Origin of the sequence: Mesorhizobium sp. L2C084A000, from assembly GCF_000502875.1 — a bacterium.
Taxonomy (GTDB): Bacteria; Pseudomonadota; Alphaproteobacteria; order Rhizobiales; family Rhizobiaceae; genus Mesorhizobium.
Window position 1 is genome coordinate 888,554 of sequence record NZ_AYWX01000001.1, and the last position, 15,310, is coordinate 903,863.

Annotated in this window: 14 protein-coding genes and 1 pseudogene; 9 read left to right on the forward strand and 6 right to left on the reverse strand. The window is 63.1% G+C overall.

The genetic code is table 11. The features are described from left to right. The first annotated feature begins 1 nt into the window (after position 1). From murA to yacG, 8 genes are all read left to right on the forward strand, one after another. Positions 2–1,294 (forward strand): UDP-N-acetylglucosamine 1-carboxyvinyltransferase, encoded by a 1,293-nt coding sequence (gene murA / locus X735_RS161675; protein WP_023809257.1) that lies wholly within the window; start codon positions 2–4, stop codon positions 1,292–1,294. A 91-nt stretch (positions 1,295–1,385) separates the two neighbouring features. Next, complete coding sequence (locus X735_RS161670; RefSeq protein ID WP_023809258.1) at positions 1,386–1,820, forward strand: DUF2948 family protein; 435 nt, start codon at positions 1,386–1,388, stop codon at positions 1,818–1,820. Between the two features lie 7 nt (positions 1,821–1,827). Beyond that, positions 1,828–3,120: a histidinol dehydrogenase gene (gene hisD, locus X735_RS161665; RefSeq protein WP_023809259.1), complete on the forward strand. Its 1,293-nt coding sequence runs from the start codon at positions 1,828–1,830 to the stop codon at positions 3,118–3,120. 6 nt (positions 3,121–3,126) lie between these two features. After that, positions 3,127–3,612 carry a UPF0262 family protein gene (locus X735_RS161660; RefSeq protein WP_013530198.1) on the forward strand — a complete coding sequence of 162 codons (486 nt, stop codon included), beginning with the start codon at positions 3,127–3,129 and terminating at the stop codon, positions 3,610–3,612. Then, positions 3,600–4,061, forward strand: a complete 462-nt coding sequence (locus tag X735_RS161655; RefSeq protein WP_081734750.1) for a low molecular weight phosphatase family protein — start codon at positions 3,600–3,602, stop codon at positions 4,059–4,061. The genes X735_RS161660 and X735_RS161655 overlap by 13 nt, the downstream gene beginning before the upstream one ends. A gap of 87 nt (positions 4,062–4,148) precedes the next feature. Further along, a complete protein-coding gene (infA, locus tag X735_RS161650; RefSeq protein WP_006200926.1) occupies positions 4,149–4,367 on the forward strand; it encodes a translation initiation factor IF-1 in 219 nt (72 codons plus the stop codon). 21 nt (positions 4,368–4,388) lie between these two features. Beyond that, the gene (locus X735_RS161645) at positions 4,389–5,018 is read left to right on the forward strand and encodes a Maf-like protein (protein WP_023809261.1); all 630 of its coding nucleotides are present in this window, start codon (positions 4,389–4,391) and stop codon (positions 5,016–5,018) included. Then, on the forward strand, positions 5,015–5,212 hold the full coding sequence (gene yacG / locus X735_RS161640) for a DNA gyrase inhibitor YacG (RefSeq protein ID WP_023809262.1): 198 nt from the start codon (positions 5,015–5,017) through the stop codon (positions 5,210–5,212). Before X735_RS161645 ends, yacG begins: the two co-directional genes overlap by 4 nt. A 16-nt stretch (positions 5,213–5,228) precedes the next feature. On the opposite strand, the gene X735_RS161635 is transcribed toward yacG, so the two are convergent. From X735_RS161635 to X735_RS161615, 6 genes and pseudogenes are all read right to left on the reverse strand, one after another. Then, a complete protein-coding gene (locus X735_RS161635; RefSeq protein ID WP_023809263.1) occupies positions 5,229–6,602 on the reverse strand; it encodes an alpha-glucosidase/alpha-galactosidase in 1,374 nt (457 codons plus the stop codon). Between the two features lie 19 nt (positions 6,603–6,621). Further along, a pseudogene (locus tag X735_RS01000000165515) lies at positions 6,622–8,288 on the reverse strand (ABC transporter ATP-binding protein). Positions 8,289–8,298: 10 nt separating this feature from the next. Beyond that, the gene (locus tag X735_RS161630; protein ID WP_023809264.1) at positions 8,299–9,438 is read right to left on the reverse strand and encodes an ABC transporter permease; all 1,140 of its coding nucleotides are present in this window, start codon (positions 9,436–9,438) and stop codon (positions 8,299–8,301) included. Position 9,439: 1 nt separating this feature from the next. Further along, entirely contained in the window at positions 9,440–10,420 is a 981-nt protein-coding gene (locus tag X735_RS161625) for an ABC transporter permease (protein ID WP_155930545.1), read from the reverse strand. A gap of 62 nt (positions 10,421–10,482) precedes the next feature. Further along, on the reverse strand, positions 10,483–12,567 hold the full coding sequence (locus X735_RS161620) for an ABC transporter substrate-binding protein (protein WP_023809266.1): 2,085 nt from the start codon (positions 12,565–12,567) through the stop codon (positions 10,483–10,485). Positions 12,568–12,699: 132 nt separating this feature from the next. After that, the gene (locus X735_RS161615) at positions 12,700–14,166 is read right to left on the reverse strand and encodes an alpha-glucosidase/alpha-galactosidase (protein ID WP_023809267.1); all 1,467 of its coding nucleotides are present in this window, start codon (positions 14,164–14,166) and stop codon (positions 12,700–12,702) included. Between the two features lie 76 nt (positions 14,167–14,242). On the opposite strand from X735_RS161615, the gene X735_RS161610 reads away from it, so the two are divergent. Further along, positions 14,243–15,289: an AraC family transcriptional regulator gene (locus X735_RS161610; RefSeq protein WP_196815294.1), complete on the forward strand. Its 1,047-nt coding sequence runs from the start codon at positions 14,243–14,245 to the stop codon at positions 15,287–15,289. The last annotated feature ends 21 nt before the right edge of the window (positions 15,290–15,310 follow it).

Here is a 15,310-nt window from a genome sequence, read left to right on the forward strand (position 1 = left end):
CATGGATCGCATCAGAATTGTCGGGGGCAACCAGCTCTCCGGAAGCATTCCGATCTCGGGCGCGAAAAACGCGGCGTTGCCTTTGATGATCGCCTCGCTTTTGACCGACGACACGCTGACGCTGGAAAACGTGCCGCATCTGGCCGATGTCGAGCAACTGATCCGCATCCTGGGCAACCACGGCGTCGATTATTCGGTCAATGGCCGCCGCGAGAAGCAGAATGAGGGCTATTCGCGCACCATCAACTTCTCCGCCCGCAACATCGTCGACACCACAGCGCCCTACGAGCTGGTGTCGAAGATGCGCGCCTCGTTCTGGGTGATCGGCCCGCTGCTGGCCCGCATGGGCGAAGCAAAAGTGTCGCTGCCGGGCGGTTGCGCCATCGGCACGCGGCCGGTCGATCTGTTCCTCGAGGGCCTGCAGGCGCTGGGTGCCGACATCGACGTCGACACCGGCTATGTCATCGCCAAGACAAGGAATGGCCGCCTTGTCGGCAACCGCTATATCTTCCCGAAGGTCTCGGTCGGCGCCACCCATGTGCTGATGATGGCCGCGGCGCTCGCCAAGGGCGAGACGGTGCTGGAAAACGCGGCTTGCGAGCCCGAGATCGTCAACCTCGCCGAGTGCCTCAATGCCATGGGTGCGAAGATTTCCGGCGCCGGCACGCCGACAATCACCATCGACGGCGTCGAATCGCTCTCCGGTGCGCGCGTACGCGTCATTCCCGACCGCATCGAGACCGGCACCTATGCCATGGCCGTCGCCATGACCGGCGGCGACGTCGTGCTCGAAGGTGCGCGTCCGGATCTGCTGCAGACCGCACTGGACGTGATCGCCCAGACGGGTGCGGAGATCACGCCGACCAATTCCGGCATTCGTGTGAGGCGCAACGGCGCCGGCATTGCGCCGGTCGACGTGACGACGGCGCCGTTTCCGGCCTTCCCGACCGATTTGCAGGCGCAGTTCATGGGCCTGATGACGATGGCCAAGGGCAAGTCGCGCATCACCGAGACGATCTTCGAGAACCGCTTCATGCATGTGCAGGAACTGGCGCGGCTCGGCGCTCACATCACGCTTTCGGGCCAGACGGCGATCGTCGACGGCGTGCCGAAACTGAAGGGCGCGCCGGTCATGGCGACCGATCTTCGCGCCTCTGTCTCGCTGGTCATCGCCGGCCTGGCGGCGGAAGGCGAGACGACGGTCAACCGCGTCTACCATCTCGACCGCGGCTTCGAGCGGCTGGAAGAAAAGCTATCCAACTGCGGCGCGGTGATCGAGCGGATTTCCGCATAGGCCAATCGCAAGGCCTCGCGGTGCGGTTGCGCGGACGGGAAAGACCGCCTAACAGAAGGTTCAGTTATCAACCTTCAGGTGCGAAATCCGCATGACTGCCCTTAAGCTTATCGCGCTCGACGATCAGGATCTGAGCATCGTTTCGGCCCATGTCCAGGATGCCGTGATGAAGGTCAGCGACCTCGAATTCCTGCCTGCGGCCAAGCGTTTCCTGCTGACCATGAACCGTTTCGTCTGGGAGGCCAAATCCGGCCTGTTTCGCCAGCACAATGAGCGGCGGCAGGCGGTGCTGCATTTCGACCGGGTGCTCGGCGCCAAGACCAACGGCATCGCCCGCGACAAGCCCAATGAGGTCCTGTCGCTGCTGGCGATCAGCTTCATCGAGATCAGCAAGCCGGCGGGCATCGTCGAGCTGATCTTTGCCGGCGGCGGCACGATCATGCTCGACGTCGAATGCATCGAGGCGCGCCTTGCCGATATTGGCGGGGCGTGGGAAGCCACCTCGCGCCCCATCCACAAGGCCTGAGCGTCCGATGGCCATCAAGCTTCGTCAGTCCGACGCCGATTTCGAGCAGCGTTTCGCCGCCTTCCTGTTGACCAAGCGGGAAGTGTCCGCCGACGTTGATGCCGCGGTGCGCGACATCATCGCGCGCGTGCGCGCCGAAGGCGACGCGGCGCTGATCGACTATTCACAGAAATTCGATCGCGCCGATCTGACTGGATTGGGCATCGCCGTCTCGAAGGACGACATCGCTCAAGCTTACAAGGCTGCCGACTCAAAGACGATCGAGGCGCTGGAATTCGCGCGAGACCGTATCCGCTCCCACCATGAGCGGCAGCGGCCGAAGGATGATCGCTATACGGATGCCGCCGGCGTCGAGCTCGGCTGGCGCTGGACGGCGGTCGAGGCGGTCGGGCTCTATGTGCCGGGCGGCACGGCGAGCTATCCAAGCTCGGTGCTGATGAACGCCATACCGGCCAGGGTGGCCGGGGTCGAGCGCATCGTCATGGTCGTGCCGGCGCCCGGCGGCATCATCAATCCGCTGGTGCTGGTGGCGGCCGACATATCAGGCGTGTCGGAAATCTACCGTGTCGGCGGCGCCCAGGCGATCGCAGCCCTCGCCTACGGCACCCGGACTATAAAGCCGGTCGCCAAGATCGTCGGCCCGGGCAATGCCTATGTCGCGGCGGCCAAGCGCCAGGTGTTCGGCACCGTCGGCATCGACATGATCGCCGGGCCGTCGGAAGTGCTCGTCGTGGCCGACGGCAGCAACGATCCGGACTGGATCGCGGCCGACCTGCTGGCCCAGGCCGAGCACGATGCATCGGCGCAATCGATCCTGGTCACCGACGATCCGGCCTTCGGCATCGCTGTCGAACAAGCGGTCGAGCGCCAGTTGCAGAGCCTGCCGCGGGCCGAAACGGCTGCGGCGAGCTGGCGCGATTTTGGCGCCGTGATCCTGGTTCCAACCATTGAATCCGCGCTGCCGCTGGTCGACCGCATCGCCGCCGAACATGTCGAACTGGCCATCGACGATGCCGAGGGTTTCCTGGCGCGGATGCGCAATGCCGGTGCCGTCTTTCTCGGCCGCCACACGCCGGAAGCCATCGGCGACTATGTCGGCGGCTCCAACCATGTGCTGCCGACGGCACGCTCGGCGCGCTTCTCGTCGGGCCTGTCGGTGCTCGATTTCGTCAAGCGCACGTCGATCCTCAAGCTTGGATCGGAGCAGTTGCGTATCTTGGCGCCGGCGGCGATTGCGCTCGCCAAGGCGGAAGGCCTTGAGGCGCATGGACGCTCCGTCGCCATACGGTTGAACATGTAGGCGGCGATGTCTGGCCCCGATCAAACCCGCGCCAGGCTGATCGATGTCGAACTCGATGAATCGATCGGCCGGTCGACACCCGATGTCGAGCATGAACGCGCGGTGGCGATCTTCGACCTGATCGAGGAGAACAGTTTTCAGCCCGTCAATGACAGCGGCGACGGCCCTTACCGGCTGAAACTGTCGCTGGCCGAGCAGCGCCTGGTGTTTGCCGTGGCGCGCGAGGATGGCACCGCCGTCGTCACTCATATCCTGTCGCTGACGCCGCTGAGGCGCATCGTCAAGGATTACTATATGATCTGCGAAAGCTACTACGACGCCATCCGTTCCTCGACGCCGAGCCACATCGAGGCGATCGACATGGGCCGCCGCGGCCTGCACAATGAAGGTTCGCAGACGCTGATGGACCGGCTATCCGGCAAGATCGACATAGACTTCGATACGGCGCGCCGGCTGTTCACGCTGGTCTGCGTACTGCACTGGCGGGGCTAGCCCTGGCACCCGGCGCCCTACCCCGTTCGATCCTGTTCCTGTGCGGCATGAATGCCGTGCGCTCGCCAATGGCAGAGCAGCTGGCGCGCCGCATGCTGCCCGCGGCCATCTTTGTCGCTTCGGCCGGCGTTCGCGCCGGCGAGCGCGATCCGTTCGTCGATGCGGTGCTTGCCGAGGAAGGCCTGTCGTTGGGCGAGCGTCACCCACGGACCATGGACGATCTCGAGGACGATTATTTCGACCTCATCGTCACGCTGGCGCCGGAAGCGCACCACGCCGCACTTGAACTCACCCGCTCGCTCGCTGTCGAGGTCGAATACTGGCCGACGCCGGACCCGACCGACGCCGCCGGCACGCGCGAACAGATCATGGCGGCCTACCGGGACGTGCGCGAGCGCCTGAAAGCGCGGATCGGGCGTCGATTCACACCTCCGGAGGCCGCCGATTAAGCGTGTTCACAAGCGGACGATTATCATATAGGTTCCGCCGAAATTCCGGCCAGGGCGCTGGAACTACCATCCAAGCAAAGGTATCGAATGCCGAAGGAAGAAGTCCTCGAGTTTCCGGGTGTCGTGACGGAATTGTTGCCGAACGCGATGTTCCGGGTAAAGCTCGAAAACGAACACGAAATCATCGCCCATACGGCCGGCCGCATGCGCAAGAACCGCATCCGCGTGCTGACCGGCGACAAGGTTCTGGTCGAGATGACGCCATACGACCTGACCAAGGGCCGCATCACCTATCGTTTCAAGTAAGCAAAGCCCGACTGGTCCGCGATGAGCATTTTGCAGAAGCTGGTGCTTGCCTCGGGTTCGCCGCGCCGAATCGAGCTCTTGCAGCAGGCCGGCATCGAGCCGGACCGCGTGCTGCCGGCCGATGTCGACGAAACGCCGCTGCGTGCAGAGCATCCGCGCTCGCTGGCCAAGCGGCTGTCGAAGGAAAAGGCCGAGAAGGCGTTCGCGTCGCTGAAAACCGAAGCCGACTACGCGCCGGGCTTCGTGCTGGCCGCGGATACGGTCGTCGCCGTCGGGCGGCGCATCCTGCCCAAGGCAGAAACCCTCGACGACGCCGCCAACTGCCTCGGGCTGTTGTCGGGCCGTTCGCACCGGGTCTATTCCGGCATCTGCCTGATCACCCCGGGCGGCAAGCTGCGTCAGCGGCTGGTCGAGACGCGGGTGCGCTTCAAGCGGCTGCCGCGCGAGGAGATCGACGCCTATGTCGCGTCGGGCGAATGGCGCGGCAAAGCGGGTGGTTACGCCGTCCAGGGTCTCGCCGGCGCCTTCGTCGTCAAGCTGGTCGGCTCCTACACCAACATCGTTGGGCTGCCGCTGTATGAGACCGTCGCGCTGTTGAGCGGCGAAGGCTTCAAGGTGCATGGCGGCTGGCTGGCGGGAACCCGGCTGTGAATTCCGACTCCAAAGTCACGCCCTTACGCCCAAAGCGCCCCTGCCCCGAATGCGGCAAGCCCTCGGCGCGCGACACCTTTCCGTTCTGCTCGACGCGCTGCAAGGACATCGACCTCAACCGCTGGCTGAAGGGCGCCTATGTCATCAAGGCCCGCGATGACGAGGAAGAGACGGACCCCGACGCTCCGAATTAAGGCTGGGCGCCGCCGATCAGGCGGCGGCCTCGTTCTTGCGCTTCAAGCGCGCCCAGGCAGGCAGCCATTCACCATGAGCAGCCAAGAGATCATCGACCAGTGACCAGATCTGGTCGAGATCGAGTTCGGCCGCGGTGTGCGGATCCATCATCGCCGCATGGTAGATGTGTTCGCGGTTCTCGCTCATCAGCGCCCGCACCGTCAGTTCCTGCACGTTGATGTTGGTGCGGATCAGCGCGGTCAATTGCGGCGGCAGGTCACCGATATAGGTCGGCTGGATGCCGGAGGCATCGACCAGGCACGGCACTTCGGCGGCGCAATCCCGGGGCAGCGAGGTGATGCAGCCATTGTTGCGGACGTTGCCGTAGATCACCGAGGGTTCGCCCGTCCACACCGAATTCATGATCGATGAGGCATATTCCCGGGACTGCTCGACCTCGATGCGATCGGCCGAGCGATAGGCCTCAGCCTGTCCCTTCCAGCGCTCGATCTGTTCGATGCAGCGCTTGGGATACTCATCCAGCGGGATGCCGTACTTCTCGATCAGGTCCGGGCGGCCTTCCTTGATGAAATAGGGCGTGTATTCGGCGAAATGTTCCGAGCTCTCGGTGACGAAATAGCCGAGCCTGGTCAGCATCTCGTAGCGCACCTTGTTGGGGCAGCGCGGGTTCCAGCCGGGCTTGGGCGCGCGGCCTTCGCGATAGGCGCGCACGAGATCGGGGTAGAGGTCGCGGTACGAACCGTCCGGCTGGCGATGCTCGAAGCTGAGATAGAAGGCCATGTGGTTGATGCCGGCCGAGCGATAGCGGATCTCTTCGTAGGGAAGGTCGAGATCGTGCGCCAGCTCCATTGCCGTGCCCTGCACGGAATGGCAGAGACCGACCTGCCTGATGTCAGGGTATTTCTCCGCTATCGCCCAGGTGTTGATCGCCATCGGGTTGACATATTGCAGCATGATCGCCTGCGGGCAGACGGCGAGCATGTCCTCGCAGATCTTCCACAGATGCGGCACGGTCCTCAAGCCGCGCATAATGCCGCCGACGCCGAGCGTGTCGGCGATCGTCTGGCGCAGGCCGTATTTCTTCGGCACTTCGAAGTCGGTGACCGTGCAGGGCTCGTAGCCGCCGATCTGGAAGGCGACGACGACGAAATCTGCGCCCGCCAGCGCCTTGCGCTGGTCCGAATGGGTCTCGGCCTTCGCCTTGACGCCGAGCGTCGCGATCAGCTTGTTGACGACGATGGCGCTCTCTTCCAGCCGCTGCGGATTGATGTCCATCAGCGCGATGGTCGCGCCGGAAAGCGACGGGCGCTGCAGCACGTCGCCGACAATGTTCTTCATGAACACCGTCGAGCCTGCGCCGATGAAAGTGATCTTGGGATTTCTTGCCATGCTAACCTCCGGCATATGTTCAGGCCACGTCGAAAGCGGCCCTGACGAGCCGTTCCGTGTAGGCGGTCTTGGGATTGGACAGGACGTCGTCGACGGGGCCCTGCTCGACGATCTTGCCGTTCTGCATGACGATCACGCGATGGCACAGTGCGCGCACCACCTTGAGGTCGTGCGAGATGAAGAGGTAGCTGAGGCCGCGCTCGTCCTGCAGCTTGCGCAACAGGTCGATGATCTGCGCCTGGACGGAGAGATCCAGCGCCGATGTCGGCTCGTCGAGCAGGATGAATTCGGGTTCGAGTGCGATGGCGCGGGCGATCGCGATGCGCTGGCGCTGGCCACCGGAGAATTCGTGCGGAAACCGTGACAGTATATCGCCCGGCATGCCGGCGCTGACCAGCGCGTCGCGCACCCGTTCGACCCGCTCGCGCCGCGTCGCCCCTATGCTGTTGACGATCAGCCCTTCCTCGATGATCTGGCCGATCGTCATGCGCGGGTTGAGCGAGGAGAACGGATCCTGGAAGACGATCTGCATGCGCGAGCGCAACGGCCGCATCTGCGCCCGCGACAGGCCGTGGATCGGCTTGCCGTCGAAACGGATCTCGCCGCGCTTGGCGTCGATCAACCTGAGCAGGGCCTGGCCGAAGGTGGTCTTGCCTGAACCGGACTCGCCGACCAGCCCCAGCGTCTCGTGGCGACAGAGTTTCAGGCCGAGATCGTCGACGGCGACCAGCTCTCGCCAGTCCGGTTTCAGGAAGGTGCCGTGGCGCAGCATGAATGAGACGCGCACGCCGCTGGCCTCCAGGATGGTGCCGCAGCCCTCCGGCAGCGGCTTCGGCTGCCCCTGCGGCTCGGAAGCGAGCAGCCGTCTCGTATAGGGGTGCTGGGGGTTGGCGAATAGCCGTTCGGTGACGTTGTGCTCGCACATTTCGCCATGCTGCATGACATAGACGTAGTCGGAGAACTGGCGCACCACGGTCAGGTCGTGGGTGATCAGGATCACCGCCATGCGCAGCTCTTTCTGCAGGCTGCGGATCAGGTTCAGGATCTGCGCCTGGACGGTGACATCGAGCGCTGTGGTCGGCTCATCGGCGATCAGCACATCGGGATTGTTGGCCAGCGCCATGGCGATCATCACCCGCTGACGTTGCCCGCCCGATAGCTGGTGCGGGTATTGCTTGAGCCGCGCGGCGGGATCGGGAATCTGCACATGCTGCAGAAGTTCCAGTGCGCGCGCCCAGGCCTGCTTGCGGCTGACTTTGCGATGCACCCGGATCGCCTCGACGATCTGGCTGCCGACCGTATAGATCGGGTTGAGCGAGCTCATCGGCTCCTGGAAGATCATCGAGATGCGGTTGCCGCGCAGCTTGCGCCGGGCGCTCTCGGGAAATTTCAGGATGTTTTGCCCGTCATAACAGACGCTCGACCCGGGCGACACCGTGGCGCGCCGCGACAGAAGGCCCATGACGGTGCGCGCCGTCACCGACTTGCCCGAACCGGATTCGCCAACGATGGCGATCGTCTCGCCGCGATAGAGCTGAAACGAGAGTCCTTGACCGCGTCGACGACGCCATGCTCGACCTTGAAGGCCACGGCGACGTTGCGGGCGTCGATGATCGGCTGGCTCTGGCGTCCGTCATGGTCGTGACGGACGATGGGTGCGAAGGATTCGGCGAGCGCGACGGACATCTCAGGCACCTCAATAAGGGTCGACGGCGTCGCGCAGGCCGTCGCCCAGCGCGTTGAAGGCAAAGACGGTGACGAGCACGAAACCGACCGGCGACAGGATCCAGGGATAAGTGCCGATGACGGAATAGGTCGCGGTGTCCTGCAGCATCAGACCCCACGAGATCAGCGGCGGCTTGACGGCGAAGCCGAGGAAACCGAGGAAGGATTCGAGCAGCACCACCGTCGGGATCGCCAGCGTCACGGCGACGATCACGTGGCTCATCACATTGGGGAAGATGTGCTGCATGATGATGCGCCGGTCGGTGGCGCCGACCGCCATGGCGGCGCGCACATACTCGATCCGCGCCAGCGCCAAAGTCTTGCCGCGCACCTCGCGAGACATCTGCGCCCAACCCAAGGCCGACATGACGATGATGACGAAAGCGAGGAAGACGTTGGTGGGAGCGGTGACCGGGATCAGCGTCGTCAGCGCCAAATAGAGCGGCAGCTGCGGGAAGGCGAGCACCAGTTCGACGAAGCGCTGCATCCAGACATCGAACCTGCCGCCAAAATAGCCGGAGACCATGCCGACGGTGGTGCCGATGACGGTGATGATTAAGACGACCGTCAGCGCGATCATCAACGAGACGCGCGAGCCATGGATGGCGCGCGACAACACGTCACGACCAAACTTGTCGGTGCCCAGGAAATGCACCGGCTGCCCGTCCAGCGAGCCGAACAGATGCCGGTCCGCCGGCAACAGCCCGAAGAGCTTGTAAGGCGCGCCATGCACGAAGAAACCAAGCAGCCTTGGATGATCGTAGTCGGGACCGACGACGGGCTGGAAAGTGACCGGATCGAGGTCCGCCGAATCGGCCAGCGCATAGACCCTCGGCCGCGCGACGAAACCGCCATCTCTGTCATGGAAAACAGGCACCTGCGGAGGCGCGAAGCCGACATCCGTCACCTTCGGGTCCATTGGCGCGATGAACTCGGCGAACACGGCCATCACCAGCAGCAGCACGACGAGCCAGAGCCCGGCCATGCCGGTCCAGGAGCGCTTCAGCCGGCGCCAGACAAGCGCGAGGTAGCTTTCGTTACCGCGCGCCGGTTTGGCTACGATGCGACCTTCGGCCGGCAGCGGTGGAGGGGATGGATCGCGCGCCAGCATCTCAGCGCTCCCCGAACTGGCGCACGCGCGGATCGAGCAGGACGAGCAGCATGTCGGCGATGATGTTGCCGACGATCAGCGTCGCCGACAGCACCATCATGAAGGTGGCGGTGACATAGACATCGCCGACAGCCATGGAGCCGACGATCGCCGGGCCGACAGTCGGCAGCGCGAAGATGATCGCCGTCTCGATTTCGCCGGTCAGCATGTAAGGCAGCACCACACCCTGATACATGATGAGCGGGTGCAGTGCGTTAGGCACGGCGTGGCGCATGACGACAGCGGCGCCGGTCAGCCCCTTGGCCCTTGCCGTCTCGACATATTGCGCGTTCAGCGTATCGAGCAGATTGCCGCGCATGACGCGCATATTGTAGGCGAGCCCGCCGAAAGTCGCGATCGCCACCACCGGCCAGACATGCTTGACCAGATCGACGAATTTGGCCCACGACCACGGCGCGCCCCCATATTGCGGCGAGAAGAATGAGCCGATCTCCGACACGTTGAACTGGAAGACCAGGAGATAGACGATGATCAGCGCCATCAGGAAGCGCGGCACCGTCATACCGAGGAAGGAGATGGCCGACAGCGCCGAGTCGATCCAGGTGTATTGCCGGGTCGCCGCCCATATGCCGAATGTGATGCCCAGCACCGAAGCCAGCAGATGGCAGACCAGCGCCAGGAGAAGGGTGCGCGGCAGGCGCTCTCCGACCACATCGGCGACCGGTTTGTTGTAGTAGAGGCTGTAGCCGAAATCGCCGCGGGTGACGATGCCGCCGATCCAGTTGAGATACTGGAGGGGCAGCGGCTTATCGAGACCATGCTCGATGCGGTAGGCCTTTGCCTGCGCGTCGGCCTCGGCGAAGGAGGCTCCACCCTGGTTGATCGCCTGCGAGCGGATGTAGTCGGCATAATCGCCCGGCGGCGCCTGGATGATGGCAAATGTGGCCAGACTCAAAATGGCGAGGACCGGGATTGCCGACAGATCGGAAGAGCGTCGTGTANGCCAGCGGCGCGGCCGGAGGTCTCTCAGTCAGGGAGGTAAACCTAATTCATCGGCCCCTTCTCGCCGGGTTTGCCGGGCAGTTCTTGCGGGAACAATTCGTATTTCGCCTGCTTGTCGGCCGCGACAAAGACCCGTTCGCGGGTGATCGAATCCTCGGCCCAGTTGAACATGAAGATCGGCGTGCCCTGCGGAATGTTCGAGAAACGCTTGTTGACGATCAGCGCGCCGGGATACTCCGTCAGGCCGACATTGTAGACGTGCTCCGTCGAGATCTTCTGGAATTGTTTCATCAGGCTGGCGCGCTGGTCATTGTCCTGGGTGGAGACGAACTTGTTGACGATGTCGACGAGGTCCTTTTCGAACGGCATCACATCGACCTCGCCATTCTCCGGCGCACGATGGTCCCAGCTGGTGCGCGGGCCGATCGGGGCAAGCTGCACGGTGTTCTGCACCACCGACGTCAGTTCCTGTTCGTTGCGCCGGACCAGCCAATCGAAGCGGCCGGAATATTGCGAAGCGTCGCGCTGGGTGCCGTTGAGCCCGTTGAGGACGACCCGCAGCCCAAGCTTTTCCATCTGGGCGACGACGCCTTCGGCAAGGCTCTTGTCGGTCGTGTAGTCGTTGTTGACCAGCATCACGATCTCGACGTTCTTTCCGCCGGCGGTGCCGGAAGGGAAATTCACGAAGCCGTCGCCGTCCGTATCCTTGAGGCCGGCCTTGGCGAGTTCGGCCTTGGCGCCCTCGAGATCGAAGGGGTAGTAGACGGTCGAATCGCGGTCATAGAAGCTGGTGCCCGAAGACAGGCCGCCGGGATAGATGGCGGTGAACGGCCCCTTGACCAGCGAGTCGCCGAGCGCCTTGCGGTCGAGTGCCATGGTAACGGCCTTGCGGAAATCCTCATTACGGTTCAGCTCGCGGATCGCCTGGCCGCGTTCGTCCGGATTGCCCCAGCCATTGGCGGAAAAATTAAAGCGCAGATTGTAGCCGATGAGCCGCGGGCCGAAAGCAAGACGGGCCGGCGCGTTCGCCTCTGCCGCACGCTTCAGCGAGGCGACGAAGTTTTCCGGCTGCTCCAAATTGGAAAAATCGGCCGCGCCGCCCACCGCCTGGACATCGCGATCGGCCCAGGTCGACAGCTTGTAATGCAGTTCGTTGAGATAGGGCAGTTGATTGCCCTTTTCGTCGACCTTCCAGTAATAGGGATTGCGGCGCATGACGATGATGTCGTCCGGCCGGTATTCGACCGGCACCCAGCCACCCATCACCGGCATGTTCATGAATTCCGGCGGGAAGGCATTTTTGAACTGATCATAGGTGTTCTTCGAGTATTTCGGATGCTGCGGCTTCAGGATGTGCGCGGGGCCAGGACAGAAGGTGCCGTAGGCCATGGCATACAGGTACTGTTTCGGGAAGGCATCCTTGAAGGTCCATTCGACGGTGTAGTCGTCGATCTTCTTCAGCGTCGTGCCGACGCCGAAGGTTTCCGGCGTCGCACCATTCAGCGGCGAGACGTTAGGATCGACCACCTCGTCGTCCCAGTAGAACATGACGTCGTCGGCGTTGAACGGCACGCCGTCCGACCACTTTGCTCCTTCGATGAGGTGCATGGTCAGCCTGTGGCCATCGCTCGACCAATCCCAGCTCCTGGCCAGGTTCGGCAGCGGCTCGGTGTCCTTGGCCTCGACCTGGAACAGCGGGGCGGTGCGCGTCAGGCATTCGGAGAGGCCGATGTCGATGCCGCCCCAGCCTTGCGTCTGACCGGCGCCGTAGTTCCAGCCTTCCGGCCGCCCGCCGATGACGTGGCGCATCGTATCGCCATAGACGCCGATGCCGTCCTGCATGTTGCCCGTCTTGTAGACCAGCGGATCTTTCGGCAGCCTGTCTTTCACCGGCGGCAGCTTGCCGGTCTTGACGTATTTCTCGGTGACCCAGTCGGGCTCGTGATATTCGGGAAGCGCCTTGAACTCCAGGATCGAGTCTCGCGCGACATAGTTGATCTTGCCCTCGGCGGGAAACGGTGTCGGCGCCGGCGGAACCGTCGGCTCGGAAGCGTAAGCACTGAGTGCCGAGACCGAGACGCTCAGCGTCAGTCCGGCAGCAAGGCCGATATTGCGTAAATTCCTCACGGTCTCTCTCCCTCTTGTTTGTCCGGAGCGTTTGCACCCGCTCCGCCTCTCCTCGAATTCAAACGGCTTCGTGGCAATGAATCCGCCTCCCATGGATCCACCATCACCGCATGAATTTTCAGCCGGCCCGCCTCAGCCGGCTTGCTTCAGCGCGGCTTTTTCGGCGCGCAATTCCTCGATCGAGCGAACGCTGCGCCGTGCGGCGCCCGCCCACTCGCGGGTCTTCACCTGAGATGTCGACAGCCGCTCCCTGGCGGCCGGAACCGCATGGGCATATTGCGGCAGCCAGGCTGCCTGGGCGACGACCATTTCGTCGACCATCTGCCAGACCTCCTCCGGCGTCGAAACCGCGCCGACCAATGGGTCATGCAGCACGGCGAGCTTCAGAAGATCGATGTCGCCTGATATCGCGGCATGCACCGACATGCGCTGGACGTTGATCGAAGCGATGCAGGTGGCGGCGCAGGCCTCCGGCAACGTGATGCCGGCGGCCATGTTGATGCCAAAACGGTCGACGAAGCCCGGCGACTCGATGATGGCATCCTGCGGCAGGTTGGTGATCACGCCATTGTTCTTGACGTTGAAGTGGCCGCGATAGATGCGGTTGGTCTCCAGCGCCTCCAATATGTGGCTGGCATGCTCGTTGGAGCGCTTCTCCCGGTCGATCGGCTTTGACGCCGCTTCGAGGAACTGCGGATATTCCGTCTCGAACCAGTTTCGGGTTTCGGTGGAATAGCGGAGATAGCCGCCCGTCTCGCCGTGAATCCAGTCGGACATATCGATCCAGCGCGTGATCTCGTCGGGACGTTTGCGGTACCAGGGCAGATATTCGGAAAGATGGCCGTTGCTCTCGGTCGAATAGACGCCGAAGCGCTTCAGGACGTCGATGCGCAGCTTCTCCTGCCTGGAATAGACCGGATGCGCCTCGAAGGCGGCCACCAGTTCGTCCTTGCCGATGGGGCGGCCGTTCAGGCGCAGGTCGATGAACCAGGTCTGGTGGTTGATGCCGGAACAGACATAGTCGAGTTCCTTCACGGACTTCGCGCCAAGCACCTCGGCGATCTGTTCGGCGCCGTGCTGGACGCCGTGGCAGAGCCCGACAGTGTCGACCTTGCCGTATTCGATCGCTGCCCAGGTGTTCATCGCCATCGGGTTGGCGTAGTTCAGGAATTTGACGTTGGTCTCGGCAACCTCGCGGATGTCCTTGCAGAAATCCAGGATCACCGGGATGTTGCGCTGTCCATAGAGAATGCCGCCGGCGCAAATCGTATCGCCGACGCACTGGTCGATGCCATATTTCAGGGGAATGCGGATGTCGTCGGCATAGGCTTCGAGACCGCCGACCCGCACGCAGCTGATGACGTAGCGAGCGCCTTCGAGCGCCTTGCGGCGGTCGGTCGTCGCCGTCACCCTGGTCGGCAATCTGTTTGCCTCGACGATCCTGTCGAGGATCGCCTTGATCATCTGAAGGTTGTGCTCGCTGACATCGGTCAGCGCGAATTCGATGTCCTTGAATTCGGGCACGCACAGGATGTCGGTGAACAATTTCTTGGTGAAGCCGACGCTGCCGGCACCGATGATAGCTATTTTGAAACTCATCAGCCGCACCTCACTCCACTTCGAATTGCAGGCAAGGGATGACAATGGGAAGCTGTAGCCACATGCCGCGACATGTATGCACGACAAGCCGGAATCCGGCTCGCCAACCTCCCTGTCCGCTCCTCGACTGCGGATCTCTCTCGCTTTTCGACGGGGATTATGCGCTTATTCGCGAGTACGACCAGAGAAGGATTATGCTTTCAGGGGTAATTTTGTGCTGCAAGATTTGATAGAAAACGGACAGTCCATGCGCACGATCTCGCTGCCGCGCGGCCGCCAGCGCCTGCATGCCATGCCGACGAGCACGGGCTATGAAGTGCGCGAGGACGAGACCTACGATTGGGACGGCCGCAAGCGCGGCCAGACACCGTTCACCGTGCTCCAGCACACGATCAGCGGAGCCGGCCGGCTGCGCTACGAAAACCGCAACTACCGCCTGCAGAAGAACGACACATTGCTGGTGCTGGTGCCGCACAACCACCGCTACTGGCTGGCTGGAGACGAGCGCTGGGAGTATTTCTGGATTTCGATGAACGGCGAGGAGGCGCTGCGCATCCACAAGTCGATCCTCAGCGTCTCGGGTCCGGTGTTTCGGCTGCAGCCGGCGACGATCGATCATCTTGCCGATTGCAGCCTGCGCCTGATCAAAGGCGCCGCTTCGCCGGGCGCTGCTTCGGCGATAGCCTACGAGGCTGCGATGGCGCTCTATGACGATGTCTTCGGCTCCCATGCCTTTGCCGAAAAACAGAGCGTCATGCAGCCGGTCATCGATCACATCAATGCCAATCTCGACAGGCCGCTGCCGGTGTCGGATCTGGTGCAGATCAGCGGCCTCAGCCGAGCCCATTTCTCACGCTGTTTCGCCGAGAGCGAAGGCCTGCCGCCTGCCGAGTTCGTGCTGCAGCAGCGTCTGCAACGCGCGGCGAAGCTGCTGACCAAGGCGGATTTTCTGCCGGTGAAGGAGGTCGCCATCCTGTGCGGCTTCGAGGACGCGAACTATTTTTCGAAGCTCTTCCGCCGCTGCTACGGCATCACGCCGAGCCAATTCCGCACCACCGGCATGTATGCCAATTTAAGAACGCCGGCGAGGCGTGGCGTCAGGGCGCATGATGACGAGACCTGACGCCGCCCCCGGATAAAAGGC